This window comes from Ruegeria sp. AL12 (assembly GCF_056540885.1).
The window spans coordinates 136,184-150,285 of the sequence record NZ_JBQFXN010000003.1; the positions used below are offsets into that span (position 1 = coordinate 136,184).

At 57.4% G+C, this 14,102-nt stretch carries 13 protein-coding genes; 4 read left to right on the top strand and 9 right to left on the bottom strand.

The genetic code is table 11. The features are described 5' to 3' along the window. Positions 1-130 precede the first annotated feature (130 nt). The 4 genes from ACR0C6_RS11535 to ACR0C6_RS11550 all read left to right on the top strand — a co-directional run bounded on the left by ACR0C6_RS11535 (position 131) and on the right by ACR0C6_RS11550 (position 4,080). Positions 131-1,807: a formate--tetrahydrofolate ligase gene (locus ACR0C6_RS11535; protein WP_171170859.1), complete on the top strand. Its 1,677-nt coding sequence runs from the start codon at positions 131-133 to the stop codon at positions 1,805-1,807. A 60-nt stretch (positions 1,808-1,867) separates the two neighbouring features. Beyond that, a complete protein-coding gene (locus tag ACR0C6_RS11540; RefSeq protein ID WP_171117503.1) occupies positions 1,868-2,173 on the top strand; it encodes a chorismate mutase in 306 nt (101 codons plus the stop codon). A gap of 53 nt (positions 2,174-2,226) precedes the next feature. Next, positions 2,227-3,117: a bifunctional methylenetetrahydrofolate dehydrogenase/methenyltetrahydrofolate cyclohydrolase FolD gene (gene folD / locus ACR0C6_RS11545; RefSeq protein WP_171229589.1), complete on the top strand. Its 891-nt coding sequence runs from the start codon at positions 2,227-2,229 to the stop codon at positions 3,115-3,117. A 216-nt stretch (positions 3,118-3,333) separates the two neighbouring features. Next, positions 3,334-4,080 carry a LytTR family DNA-binding domain-containing protein gene (locus ACR0C6_RS11550; protein WP_480447060.1) on the top strand — a complete coding sequence of 249 codons (747 nt, stop codon included), beginning with the start codon at positions 3,334-3,336 and terminating at the stop codon, positions 4,078-4,080. A 2-nt stretch (positions 4,081-4,082) separates the two neighbouring features. Here ACR0C6_RS11550 and pdeM read toward each other — a convergent pair whose 3' ends face one another. The 9 genes from pdeM to ACR0C6_RS11595 form a co-directional block, all read right to left on the bottom strand. After that, positions 4,083-4,745 carry a ligase-associated DNA damage response endonuclease PdeM gene (gene pdeM / locus ACR0C6_RS11555; protein ID WP_480447059.1) on the bottom strand — a complete coding sequence of 221 codons (663 nt, stop codon included), beginning with the start codon at positions 4,743-4,745 and terminating at the stop codon, positions 4,083-4,085. 40 nt (positions 4,746-4,785) lie between these two features. Beyond that, positions 4,786-7,197, bottom strand: coding sequence for a ligase-associated DNA damage response DEXH box helicase (locus tag ACR0C6_RS11560; protein WP_480619395.1), 2,412 nt, complete (start codon positions 7,195-7,197; stop codon positions 4,786-4,788). A 40-nt stretch (positions 7,198-7,237) separates the two neighbouring features. After that, positions 7,238-8,545, bottom strand: coding sequence for an ATPase (locus ACR0C6_RS11565; RefSeq protein WP_152457240.1), 1,308 nt, complete (start codon positions 8,543-8,545; stop codon positions 7,238-7,240). 116 nt (positions 8,546-8,661) lie between these two features. Further along, entirely contained in the window at positions 8,662-9,207 is a 546-nt protein-coding gene (locus tag ACR0C6_RS11570; RefSeq protein WP_152457241.1) for a prepilin peptidase, read from the bottom strand. 3 nt (positions 9,208-9,210) lie between these two features. After that, positions 9,211-10,062 (bottom strand): tetratricopeptide repeat protein, encoded by an 852-nt coding sequence (locus ACR0C6_RS11575; RefSeq protein WP_480619397.1) that lies wholly within the window; start codon positions 10,060-10,062, stop codon positions 9,211-9,213. 30 nt (positions 10,063-10,092) lie between these two features. Next, on the bottom strand, positions 10,093-10,635 hold the full coding sequence (locus ACR0C6_RS11580; protein ID WP_480447056.1) for a tetratricopeptide repeat protein: 543 nt from the start codon (positions 10,633-10,635) through the stop codon (positions 10,093-10,095). Positions 10,636-10,692: 57 nt separating this feature from the next. Beyond that, a complete protein-coding gene (locus ACR0C6_RS11585) occupies positions 10,693-11,667 on the bottom strand; it encodes a type II secretion system F family protein (RefSeq protein ID WP_171170844.1) in 975 nt (324 codons plus the stop codon). Positions 11,668-11,677: 10 nt separating this feature from the next. Next, positions 11,678-12,646, bottom strand: coding sequence for a type II secretion system F family protein (locus tag ACR0C6_RS11590; protein WP_152457244.1), 969 nt, complete (start codon positions 12,644-12,646; stop codon positions 11,678-11,680). 11 nt (positions 12,647-12,657) lie between these two features. Next, positions 12,658-14,100, bottom strand: a complete 1,443-nt coding sequence (locus ACR0C6_RS11595) for a TadA family conjugal transfer-associated ATPase (protein WP_171170842.1) — start codon at positions 14,098-14,100, stop codon at positions 12,658-12,660. Positions 14,101-14,102 lie beyond the last annotated feature (2 nt).

The following is a 14,102-nucleotide window of genomic DNA, read 5'->3' on the forward strand; positions in this document are numbered from 1 at the left end:
AACTTACGACGCTTCGCGACGCCAGAATGTCGGAATCCATGGCTATCGGGATTGTACACAAGGGTATGGAATGCACAGCGCCGACGCCCCGCGTCGGTTTTGCACGGTATTCAATCAAGGACCCCGGCCAATGAGCTACAAATCCGATATCGAAATCGCCCGCGAAGCGAACAAAAAGCCGATTCAGGAAATCGGTGCCAAGATCGGCATCGACTCTGCGGATCTGCTGCCTTACGGCCATGACAAGGCGAAGGTCAGCCAGAACTTCATCAACTCGGTTCAGGACCGCGAAGACGGCAAGCTGATCCTGGTGACTGCAATCAACCCGACCCCGGCAGGTGAGGGCAAGACCACGACCACAGTGGGTCTGGGTGACGGCCTCAACCGCATCGGCAAAAACGCGATGATCTGTATCCGCGAAGCCTCGCTTGGCCCGAACTTCGGCATGAAGGGCGGCGCCGCGGGTGGCGGTTATGCGCAGGTCGTTCCGATGGAAGAGATGAACCTGCACTTCACCGGTGACTTCCACGCCATCACTTCGGCCCACTCGCTGCTGTCGGCGATGATCGACAACCACATCTATTGGGGCAACGAGCAGGAAATCGACACCCGCCGCGTCGCATGGCGCCGTGTGGTCGACATGAACGACCGTGCCCTGCGTCAGATCACCGCCAGCCTGGGTGGTGTATCGAACGGCTTCCCGCGTGAAGCAGGTTTTGACATCACCGTGGCGTCCGAGGTTATGGCGATCCTCTGTCTGGCAAACGACCTGAAGGACCTGGAAAAGCGTCTGGGCGACATCATCGTTGCTTATCGCCGCGACAAGACACCGGTCTACTGCCGTGACATCAAGGCCGAAGGCGCAATGACAGTTCTGCTGAAGGACGCGATGCAGCCGAACCTGGTGCAAACGCTGGAAAACAACCCGGCCTTCGTCCACGGCGGCCCGTTCGCGAACATCGCGCATGGCTGTAACTCGGTCATCGCGACCAAGACCGCTCTGAAAGTCGCTGACTATGTCGTGACCGAAGCCGGTTTCGGTGCGGATCTGGGTGCCGAGAAGTTCATGAACATCAAATGCCGCAAGGCGGGCATTGCCCCGTCGGCGGTTGTTCTGGTTGCGACCGTGCGCGCGATGAAGATGAACGGCGGCGTTGCCAAAGCCGATCTGGGTGCGGAAAACGTTGAGGCCGTCAAATCAGGCTGTGCCAACCTGGGCCGTCACATCGAGAACGTGAAGTCGTTTGGCGTGCCGGTTGTCGTCGCCATCAACCACTTTGTCACCGATACCGATGCCGAAGTTCAGGCCGTGAAAGACTATTGCGGCGAGCACGGCGTCGAGGCGGTTCTGTCGCGTCACTGGGAGCTGGGTTCCGAAGGGTCTGCGCCTTTGGCCGAGAAAGTCGTCGAAATCGTCGAAGGTGGCACCGCGAACTTCGCACCGATCTACCCCGACGATATGCCTCTGTTCGAGAAGATCGAAACCATCGCCAAGCGCATCTACCGCGCTGACGAGGTTCTGGCTGACAACAAGATCCGCAACCAGCTGCGTGAATGGGAAGAAGCCGGATATGGCAACCTGCCGGTCTGCATGGCCAAGACGCAGTATTCCTTCTCGACCGACCCATCGCTGCGCGGTGCACCCACGGGCCATTCGGTTCCGGTGCGCGAGGTACGCCTGAGCGCGGGCGCGGGCTTCATCGTGGTCGTCTGCGGTGAGATCATGACCATGCCGGGCCTGCCGCGCAAACCGGCTGCCGAAACCATCTGCCTCAATGACGCAGGTGAGATCGAGGGCTTGTTCTAAGCCGCCGAATAGGACATCTCGTGGTCCGGGGATTCATTCCCGGGCCATGAGGAGATGACGATGCCCACTCTGACACCGCCTCAGAACTGCAACACGATGCAGGAGCTGCGGGCTGAGATCGACAAGCTGGATCGCCAACTGATCGAAATGTTGGTGACGCGCGCGACGTATATTGACCGCGCATCGCAGCTGAAGCCGGGCGAGGGCCTTCCGGCCCGTATCCCGGAACGCGTCGAAGAGGTGGTGCAACGCGTGCGTGCAAGCTCGGACGCGCTGGGGATGGACCCGGATCTGGCCGAGAAGCTGTGGCGCATATTGATTGACTGGTCGATTGCACGCGAAGAGCGCGTGATTGGCACCGACTGACTGACCGGGCGTTCTGTGCGCCCGATCCGTTTTTTGAAAGAAGGGATCGAAGTATGGTAGCTCAGGTTATCGACGGTAAGGCCTTTGCCGCAAAAGTGCGCGGTCAAGTTGCCGATCAGGTCGCAAAGCTGAAAGAAGAAAGCGGCATCACCCCCGGCCTGGCCGTGGTTCTTGTGGGCGAAGACCCAGCCAGCCAGGTCTATGTCCGGTCGAAGGGCAAAATGACCGTTGAAGTCGGCATGAATTCATACGAGCACAAACTGGACGCCGCGACGTCGGAAGAAGATCTGTTGGCGCTGATCGACAAGCTGAACAACGACCCGGCCGTGCATGGCATTCTGGTCCAGTTGCCGCTGCCCAAACACCTGAACGAGGATCTGGTGATCAACTCGATCGACCCGGCCAAAGATGTGGATGGTTTCCACATTTCGAACGTGGGCCTGCTGGGCACCGGTCAGAAATCGATGGTGCCCTGCACCCCGCTGGGCTGCCTGATGATGCTGCGTGACCACCACGGCTCGCTTTCCGGCATGGACGCCGTTGTGATCGGTCGCTCGAACATTGTGGGCAAACCGATGGCGCAGCTGCTGCTGGGCGATAGCTGCACCGTGACCATCGCGCATTCGCGCACCAAGGATCTGCCGGATGTCGTGCGCCGTGCCGATATCGTCGTGGCTGCCGTGGGGCGTCCGGAGATGGTTCCGGGGGACTGGATCAAGGAAGGCGCGACCGTGATCGACGTAGGCATCAACCGCATCGAACGCGACGGAAAGAACAAGCTGGTCGGTGACGTGGACTATGCCAGCGCGTCCCAGCGTGCTGGCGCCATCACTCCGGTTCCGGGGGGGGTAGGTCCGATGACCATTGCATGCCTGTTGGCCAACACTTTGACTGCGTGCTGCCGCGCCAACGCTCTGCCGGAACCAGAAGGTTTGACGGCGTAAGGTAATCTGGTCGGGTCGATCATGTCGGCCCGGCACACTCCTCGGTTGTGCATGACCCCGCGGGACAATCATCGGACGCTCCAGTCAATTTGCCCTGAATGGGTTTGACAGCTTAGAAAATCGTGATATCCCTGTATTCCCAGTTGGTTACAGGTAAGGTGCTTCAGTGCTTGTCGTGCTAAGGTTGAATTTAATTAAGTCATGCGCAAAAGCGGTATGACGTCTGGGATTAACACTGTTCGGAATGCTTGTACCCCACAGCGAGTGACGGCGGGCCTTGTCTTTCTTCCATTGCTTGCTTACGCGTTTCCTCCGTTTCTGGTCGCGGATCTGAGCTTCGGTTTGCGTCTTCTTTTCTGGACCGGGGTGATGGTTCTTGCCCTGACAGTCACCGGGTTGGCGCGCAACTTGATGCAAAAAAACCCCGTTCTGTTGAATGTTCCCGTCCGTGATCTGGCATTCGCGGCACTGATCCTGGTTCTGTTCACGCCGTCCCTTTGGATGTTGGCATGGATCCTGTTCACCTGCGGAGGTCACATGGCACCAGGCGCCCAGACCGTCGCGGTATATGGGGTCCTGTTTGCAACGGGTTTGGTTCTTGTGCAACGCAATGATCTGAACCCATTGATGGCCTCGACACCTGAAACCGAGAGGCCGCGTCTGATCAGGCGTCTGCCGCCTGACTTCCATGGTCAAATCCATCGTTTGACGGTCAGGGATCACAATGTGGATATTGTCACTTCGGAAGGCACGTTCACGGTCCGCTCGCGCTTTACGGACGCAATTGCCGAGATGGAGCCGGTTCCCGGACACTGTTCGCACCGTTCACATTGGGTGGTGGACGCATCAATCGTTGGGGTTGAAAAATCGGGGGGCAAAACTTTTTTGCGCTTGATGAACGGCGATCTGGTTCCAGTAAGCCGCAAGTACAAACCGAAGTTGGAAGAAGACGGGTTGATCTGAACTCAACGCGGCATTGGGATCATCTGCGGTTGCTGGCCGGTCAGAATGGCCATGGCGTCCGCGCCCAAAAGATCGGAAAGTGCCCGATCCGAACTGCGCAACCCCCCGGTGTAAGTTCCGTAGGCAGGCAGGATCAGCCGATTTCTGTCCAGCAGAAAGGCAGGTCGTGAAATGTGCCTGCCTTTCGTCCGAATCTGTGCTTTCGGATGAAAATGGCCTGAAATTTCACCTTGCGGCCGATCCTGGGCGATGTGACGAAAGACGAGAGGGCCGCACTGCCATTCGACCAGATGAGAGCCCCCCATCTCGATCGGGCCGGGATCGTGATTGCCTTCGATCCATATCCATTGGCGCCCGGCCTGCAAAGTCGCAATCCTCAACCCTTCTGCGTCGGGCAAGGCTTGGGCCGCTTCGAGATCGTCAAAGCTGTCACCTAGGCAGATGACGGTTTCGGCGTTGGTGTGTTCCAGATCGCGGGCCAGCCGGTCAAGCGTTTCGCGACTGTCATAAGGCGGCAGCGTAGCCCCGCGCCGACGGGCCATACGTTCGGATTTTCCCAGATGCAGGTCCGAAACACAGAGCAGTCGCCGCGCCGGCCACCATAATGCGCCAGACGGCAACGCATCGAGTTGCTGGCCTGCAAAGGAAAACTTGCACACGTTCATGATACGTTCTTGACCTGATTCCACATCTTGCGCAAGGGGCTCAAAGCTGGTCCAACCCGGCGGCTTCCAGCAGGCGTGCGCTTTCTTCTGCAAGCAGCCTTTCTTCGGCGGCCCCTTTGACAGGCACCTTTCCGACCTCAAGAAACAGCGGCGCGGCCAGTGGGGAAACGCGGTCTAGACGCAGCAGGTCGACGCGGTCGCCGATGCGCGCCAGCATTGCCTCGATCCGACCGAAGTCAACCAACCCGCGCATGGCTTCTTCGCGGGTGATCTGCATCAACAGATGATCGGGATCATATTTCAGCAAAGTGTCATAGAGAATATCCGACGAAAACGTGGCTTGCCGCCCGGTTTTCCGTTGCCCGGCCATGTTGCGTTCGATCAGACCGGCAATCGTGGCCGACGCGCGAAAGGTACGCTTCATGACTGCGTTGCCTGCCAGCCATGTGTCCAGCCCGTCACGCAGCGCTTCGGGTTGAAACAAAGGGCGTGGGTCAGTGACCGCATCCAAACCCCAAATCAGCGTGGCATAGTCTGTGGCGACAAACCCCAGCGGCGCCAAACCGGTATCCTCCATCCGCTTGGTCAACAGCAGCCCAAGTGTTTGTTGCGCGTTGCGGCCGGCGAATCCGTACACGCACAGATGCTCTCGCCCGTCGCTTGGAAAGCTTTCGATCAGCAGACGATCGCGTTGAGGCAGGCGGGACATTTGGCGCTGCAAGTCCAGCCAATCAGCCGTATGGGAAGGCAGGTGCGGCCAGTCAGTTTGGGCGAACATGCGCAGAATGCGGTCGCTGAGTCGCGTTGAGGTCGCAAATTTCGTGCCCGAGAAGGTCGCGATCTTTGGTTTGCGATCGGCGCGACGGCTGACTTCGACCACCATTTCGCGCAGACCTTCATACCGTACGATCTGTCCGCCGATCAGGAAGGTATCGCCGGGGGTCAGCGAAGCAGCAAAGGCTTCCTCGACTTCGCCCAACGGTTTACCGCCACGGCTGCGTTTAAGGCGAACTTTGAGTGTATCCGTGTCCTGAATCGTGCCCAGATTCATGCGAATACGCGACGCTGCGCGAGGATCGCGCAATTGCCATTGCCCGTCGGCACGCTTCTGCAACCTTTGCCATCGATCATAGGCGCGCAAGGCGTAGCCGCCGGTGGCACAGAAATCCAGACAGGCGTCAAATTCCGGTCGGGTCAACTGTGCGTAAGGTCCGGCGGATGTCATCTCGGCATATAGATCATCAGCGTCAAAGGGCCCGGCACAGGCCGCAATCAGAATGTGCTGGCACAACACATCGCGGGGGCCGGGGCCTCGGGGTTCTCCGTCCAGTTCATGGGCTTTGGCAGCCTCGAGCGCAGCGACGCATTCGACAACCTCAAAACGGTTCGCAGGAACCAGCAGCGCCTTGGAAGGCGCGTTGTAGCGGTGGTTGGCCCGACCAATCCTTTGCACCAGCCGCTTGACGTTCTTGGGCGCACCGATCTGAATCACCAAATCGACATCGCCCCAATCAATGCCCAGATCGAGGCTGCCGGTGCAGACGATGGCGCGCAATTCGCCACGCACCATCGCGGCCTCGACCCGCTCGCGTTGCTGCCGGTCGAGGCTGCCGTGATGGATGCCGATGGGTAGGCCGTCGTCATTCGCCAGCCACAGATTGTGAAAGTATATCTCGGCCTGCGCGCGGGTGTTGTGAAAAATCAGAGTGGTCTTGTGCCGCCGGATCTGGTCCAGCACAGCCGGAATCGAATAGGCCGCGCCTCCGCCGGACCAGGGCGGCATTTCCGTTGTTTCCAACATCTGGATGTCCGGGTCCGGGCCGGGATCGGCCTGCACGATCTGGCAGGGGTCCGGGTGGCGCGCCAGAAAGCCGGCTATTGCCGCGGGGTCTTCGACTGTGGCTGACAGGCCTACACGACGCAGACCTGGGTTGAGGCGGTGAAGACGTGCCAGGGCCAGCATCAGCTGATCGCCGCGCTTGCTTTCCGCCAGCGCGTGGACTTCGTCGACGATGATCCGCTGTACCCCATCGAACATGCGCGCCGCATCCTCGTAAGATGTCAGTAGTGCCAGACTTTCCGGTGTGGTCAGCAGGATATGGGGCGGATCAGCCCTTTGGCGTTTTTTCTGCGTGGCCGAGGTGTCACCGGTGCGATCCTCGATCCGGATGGGCAGGCCGATCTCTTCCACCGGGGTGCGCAGGTTACGTTTGATATCCGCTGCCAGCGCCTTGAGCGGCGAGACATAGAGCGTATGCAAACCGTTGTGGCCACCGTCGGCCAGCTCGGACAGGGAAGGCAGAAATCCGGCCATGGTCTTGCCGCCACCCGTTGGGGCGATAAGGAGGGTTGCCGGCTCCTTCGCCCGGTCGAACATCTCTTTCTGATGCGGGTGGATGGACCAGCCTTTGGAGGAGAACCACGTACCAATCCGAGCGGGAATCTGCGTCATGGTTGCAGATTACCCGCCCGGAGGAGGGATTGGCACGGCGTTATTTGACGATTTTCTCGTCTTTTACGAACATGTTGGCCCAGGCACGGTCAATCAGGTCCGGACTCATCTGATAAGGGATGCCTTCGAACTCGCAGATCGAGATCATCTGATCAATCAGGAAGATCGGTTGGTAGTTGGCATAAATATTGTTGATAGTCGGGTACTTGACCTTCAACAGGTGTACCAAGGCCGCCTCGTCCAGTGGCATACCTCGTTTGCGGGCCACCATGGCAAAGATTTTCAGGAAGTTCTCCTGATTGGGGCCGTCAATCTTGATCTTGAAGAAGATCCGGCGCAAGGCCGCTTGGTCGAAGATCTCATTGGGGTGGAAGTTGGTCGAGAAGATGACCAGCGTGTCAAACGGAACTTCGAACTTTTCACCTGATTGCAGGCCGAGGATATCCTTGTTTTCTTCAAGCGGGACAATCCAACGGTTGACCAGCGCCTGCGGCGGTTCGGCCTGACGGCCAAGGTCATCTACGATGAAAATGCCACCGGTGGATTTCAGCTGCAACGGGGCCTGATAGGTTCTGGCGGTCGGGTTATAGACCAGATCCAACATACTGAGCGAGAGCTCACCACCGGTTACGACGGTGGGGCGTTCACACTGAACATAGCGAGAATCGAACCGCTTGCGACGGCGCAGGCTGTTGGGGTCGTCCGGCTCCTGTTCGATCGCCGTGTGCACGATCGGGTCATAGACCGTGATCACCTGACCTGCATATTCGATAGCATAGGGCACATAGACGTTATCACCCAACGCATCCCGGATGCCGTTCGAGATCGAGGATTTACCGTTGCCCGGAGGACCGTACATCAGAATCGACCGGCCCGCGCTAACCGCCGGGCCCAGATGGTCCAGCAGGCTGTCGGGCAGAACGAGATGACCCATTGCGCCAACCAGTTGCTCTCGCGTGACTTGAATATTTCGGATCGACTGGCGTTTGACCTGCTCGCGATAGACATCCAGCGGCACCGGCATCGCGCCGAAATATTCGGATTGGCTCAGCGCATCCAGCGCACGGGCCTTGCCTGCATCGGTCAGCTGATACCCCATCTCATTGCCGCTGTTGGCGTTCAGTGTCCCGGTCGCTTCAAGCAGTTTCTGATCGCGCGCGATATCGACCAGTTCCTGAGTTACCGATCCCGGGAGACAGATCGCTTCGGCCACTTCAGATACCGTGCTCGCGTTTTTGCGAAAAACCGTCTTCAGAAGGATGTCCCGCATCATTACAAGCGGAAGCTTCATTTCGCCCAAACCCTTGGGGGCAGGGGGGGCCATAACAGAGGAATTCTGCATATTCATGCGCGGTGCTCGTCCATCAATTTGTCACGCCAAGAACCCGAAAAAGGGCGTCTTGAAGAAAAATGAACCAGCTTTGTGGCGGGACAAAGGCAGCGACAAGGCGCGCTGATGATAGTTTACGATCCGAGAACAGTACCCAAAATCAGGTACATGGCCAATGATCCGCCCAGGGCGAAACCCATCGGAAACTGCTTGCCCCGGCTCCAGCTTTCCCAATGCGGCGCGATCGTGCGCAGCCTTGTGATTTTGGCCAAACGATGTGTGACCACGGCAGCCAGAACACACGCGGTCAGGATCATCAGTATAATTCTCAGATCGCCCAGCCAGACAAACGCCGAAGCGGCGGCCAGAAATTTGGCATCGCCAGCGCCCATGGTGCCCGCGGCATTCAGGAAGATGCCAATAACCAAAACCACGACAATATGCAGCAATTGCCAGAAATAGATCGGCATAGACACGGTGACCGGCCCCAGATTGCCGCTGAGGCTGCCTGTAGACCAGGGTGGAATGGCGATCAGACCTATCACGATGTAAACCAGCGTAAGCGCAAGGACTGCATGGTTCTTGATCCGCATCTCACGCATATCCGTGAAGGCCACGTAAAAGCAGATCGGCAGCACAAACGGCAGAAACCAGGCCGCTGCCACTGCGGGTATTTGCATGTGTCAGGCCCCTTCAAGTGCCCGAAGCGAGCGGACCGCCTCGTCGAAATGCTGCGGGTGGGTTGAAATGGCTTCGCGGAACAGGTTCTTGGCGGTGGTTATATCGCCCTGTTTGACTGCCGAAATACCCATCGTGTTGAGCAGACGCGCCCGCTCGACCTGAGTCATCGGGACGACTGGCAGGCTGTAGTTGCCTTGCGCCGATCGGGCCAAAACCAGGTTGTTCTTGGCGGTAAACAGCGAATTGTCCTGTCGGATCGCTTCCGAGAACAACCGCTCGGCTTCGGCGTATTCGCCGCGGGTCAATTTGGAATATCCCCAGTTGTTCATCACACTGCCCGGACGCGTCGTCAGCCCGACAGCGGTTTCATAGAAATGATCCGCGCGTTTCCACTCTTTCCGGGAATCCGCAACGACTGCCTCGAGGCGATACCTTTTGAAAGTTTCAAAGGTGGGGGGAACCGAATCCAGAACCGTTTTGGCCTGCGACCAGTCGCCGTTTCGGACCAAGGCGTCCGCGTATTCAACCTTGTCCGCGGCGTTCGAGCCCTTCATCGTTGTGACGCGCTTCCATGCGGTCACGGCCTCGGTCGTGCGTTTGGCGCGGCCCAAAGAAATTGCCAGTCCGCGCTGAAGATCGATCCGGTCCGGGTTCTTGAGTGCCGCACCATGGAAATAGGTCACCGCCTCGTTTGGATCTGCGGCGCTCAGAAGCACATCGTTCAGGTTTGTTTCGTCAATGACGTTCACTTCCTGAAACGTTCGTTCAACCTTTTCCTCTTCGGTTTCCTTTGCACAGGCCGAAAGGATCATACCACTGATAACAACAGTCGGAATCAAGAATTGCTGGCGCATTTTTTGCGTCCTTTACTGCTCTCGCCTCAATTACTGGATCTTGCGTAGCGTGAATTGCCCGTCGCCAAGCTGCTCCAGTGTGTATTCTTGTTGTTCTTGTGGGGTATTATTAACAGGATTTTCCATTTTTGCGAGCGCTAAGCGCAGATTGTCCCGGATTGCGTCACTTTCGCCATTGTCCAGCGCATAGGCCCGCTGAAACACTTGCGCGGCCTCGGGGTATTCCTGTTTTTCCATCAGTAGGACACCGAGATTGTTCCAGGCCACCGGCCAGTCCGTGTCGTCTTCGACGGCTCTGCGCAGCAGTTTTTCGGCCTGTCCCAAGCGGCGTAGCCCCACATTTGCGGTACCCAGAGAGGTTAGGACCTGGGGCGTCATACCCTGTTCAAGCGCGGCCCGGGTAAAGGTATCAAGCGCCAGTTCGTATTCTCCGGCGGCCATCAATCTGTTTCCGACCTCGATGTTGTCCTCTGCCTGACCCTTGGCGTCAATTCCCGGTGCATCCAATCCGTTGGATGACAGGCCTTCTGTGCAAGAAGCCACCATGGCAAAAACCATGGTGGCCCGGAGCATTCGGCGAAACCCGGAAGGGAAGCACCTGAATTCAGCTTTCATATGGTTCTATCCGACCTAGCGTCCAAAACTCGAAATAACATTCGCCGACGGGCCAACCAGAATAATCAGCAGCGGTGGGACCGTCAGCATCATTGTGACAAGAGTCATCTTGGTCGGCAACTTGTTCGCGGCCTCCTCGGCGCGCATCACGCGTTTGTCGCGCATCTCGCCGGCGTAAACCCGCAATGCCTCGGCAATCGATGTACCAAATGTCGCCGATTGGATCATAACGGTGACAAAAGAGTTCACATCCTGCACACCACATCGCACGCCGAAATCACGCAGGACGGTGTCCTTGTCCTTACCAGCCTTCATTTCGTGCGCGACAGTTTCGAATTCCTGCGCGATATCCGGATACGACGCACTCATTTCGCTGGCAACGCGAACGATGGCCTGATCAAGCGATTGGCCGGCCTCGACACAGACCAGCATCAAATCGAGCGTATCAGGAAAGCCAGCGGTAATTGCTTCCTTCCGTTCTTCAACCCTGCGCGTGATCCAGTATTTTGGAGCGAAATAGCCAATCGCACCGGGGACAAGCACTCGGATCATCATCTGTGTTCCGGTAAATTCCTGGCCGCCGGAAAAGACCGTGACCAGCAGAACACCAATGAAAATACCAAGGATACCCAAGGAAAACTGCGCAAAGTGGAAGAACCGAACCGAATCCTTCGACCTGTAGCCCGCTTGGCGCAGCTTCAGCTCGACGGCCGAGTATTCTTCTTCGTTTTTGGGCTCAAGGAATGTAGCAAACTTCTCAAGCTGCTCGTTTCGGCTTGAGTTTCGAAGCTGCTCTTTCTTCCCTTTTTTCTGCTTGGGAGGAGCCGCATTCGATCTTTGCAGTTTCTTCAGCGGGTCTTCCGGCTGCTTCATCATCAGCGTGACAGCGACCAGAACCATAAGCAGGCCAAGTACGCCGACAATGATAAGAGGGCCGAATTCGCCCAGGTGCTGGGTTAACAGGTCATTGATGCTGGTCAGGAATTCCATTGTGCTGCCCTCAGACCTTGATGTTGGTGATGATTTTCATGACGATCAGGTTCAATGTCAGCAAGATGGCGACAACAAAACACGCGGGAATAAACCATGGGTGATCCAGCACCTCGTCGTAATAGCCCGGGTCTTTGACCAGGATGAAAATCAGACAGGCAACGGGAAACCCGGACAGGAACTTGCCGGACCATTGTGCCTCGGCCGTAATCGCCTTGACGCGACGGAACAGGCGAAAACGAGCGCGGATCACCTTTGCCAATCCGGCCAGAATTTCGGCAAGGTTGCCGCCGGATTGCTGCTGAATACCCACGGCTACGGCAAGAAAGCGCATATCCTGCATGTCCAATCGTTCAGCCATGTCCTTCAGCGCCTCGCCCACATCGCGACCATAGGCACATTCATCAGCGATAACGCCAAATTCGGTTCCCAGCGGATCCTGAACTTCGTTTGCAACCACCTGAATCGTCGACACAAATGGATTGCCAACACGCAGAGATCGAACCATCAGCTCAACCGCATCGGGCAGTTGTTCTTCAATCATACCCATGCGTTTCTTGGCCTTGTGGTTGACCCAGGCGTAAACGCCGCCGATGCCGATTGCGATGGAAACAACGATACGAAGTGCCGTGTCCGTAGCGGTGCCAATGCTCAAACCGACAAAGGCCATGGCTGATACCAGACCCATGATCATGATCAATTGACGTGGAGAGAACGCGATTGCAGCCTTTTGCGCCTTGTCAGCAAGAAGTGAGTACAGAGGAATGCTCTGCGATTTCATATGCTGCTGCATCTCTTTGCGCAGCTGCTCCAGCACCTGTTCGCGTCCGGCACCCTTTTCCAGCATATCCAGGCGTCGGTTGACCCGGCTGTTCAGGCTGATGGACTTGCCGAAGGCGACAAGATAGATGCCCTCGACCAAGGCAAGAACCCCCACAAAGATGGCGACATAAATGATCGCCTCCATAGGCAATTGCATACCCGGTTCTCCTACATTGTGGTTGGGTCGTAGATGGACGCTGGCAGGTCAAAGCCCCACAGACGGAAACGTTCCGAATAGTGGCTGCGGACGCCGGTGGCGGTGAAATGCCCGATGATCTTGTTGTCTGGTGTCAGGCCAACGCGTTGAAAACGAAAGATTTCCTGCATGGAAATCACGTCACCTTCCATCCCGGTGATCTCGGTGATCGAGGTCATCCGGCGTGAACCATCCTGTAGGCGGCTGGCCTGTACGATCAAGTTCACAGCCGAGGCGATCTGACTGCGGACCGCCTTAATCGGCATTTCGATCCCGGCCATCGCGATCATGTTTTCCAGACGTGAAATGCCGTCACGGGCCGAGTTGGCGTGAATCGTGGTCATTGATCCGTCGTGACCGGTGTTCATGGCCTGCAACATGTCGATGACCTCGGCGCCGCGTGTCTCACCCACGATGATGCGGTCAGGACGCATACGCAGGGCGTTTTTCAGACAGTCGCGCGGGCTGACTTCACCTTTGCCTTCCACGTTGGGCGGGCGGCTTTCCATCCGACCCACATGCGTCTGTTGCAGTTGAAGTTCAGCCGTGTCCTCGATGGTCAGGATCCGCTCGGCATCGTCGATGAAGCTGGACAGGGCGTTGAGCGTGGTTGTTTTACCCGAACCCGTACCCCCGGAAACGATGATATTCAGTCGGGTGGACACGGCGGCCTGCAAATACGCGGCCATTTCTTCGGTGAACGCACCGAAATTGACCAGATCATCAATGCCCAGCTTGTCTTTCTTGAATTTACGAATGGAAACAAGCGATCCGTCCACCGCGATCGGAGGCACCATGGCATTGAAACGCGATCCATCGGCGAGACGGGCGTCAACATACGGATTGGATTCATCGACGCGGCGGCCCACGGCGGACACGATCTTGTCGATGATCCGCATCAGGTGCTTCTCATCCTTGAAGGTAATGTCGCTGAGTTCCAGCTTGCCGGCACGTTCCACAAAAATCTGTTGTGGACCATTCACCAGAATATCGTTGACCGAATCGTCCTGAAGCAGCGCCTCGAGCGGGCCGAGACCCGTTACCTCGTCATACAGTTCCTTGTTCAGTTGGGACCGGTCTTCGCGGTTCAGAACAATGTTTCTTGTTTCCAGAACTTCGCTGGCGATAGCACTGATTTCAGTGCGCAACTCGGCTTCGCCGGCGTTTTCCAGCGCTGCCAGGTTCAGGTTCTCCAGCAGCTCGCGGTGCAGTTCGATCTTGATCTCACCCAACCGCTCCTTGCGTTTGCGGTCTTTGTCTGAACTTGCGACCTCACCTGCAATCTTTTTCACGGGTTTGCGCGCCACCGCGGTCGCAACAGGTGTCGCCTGTGCAGAAGACGCCGTTGTTTCAGCCGGTTGTGCCGGCGTTTTGACGGGCTGCGCTGCAGGTTGCTTTTTGTATCTTGAAAACACGG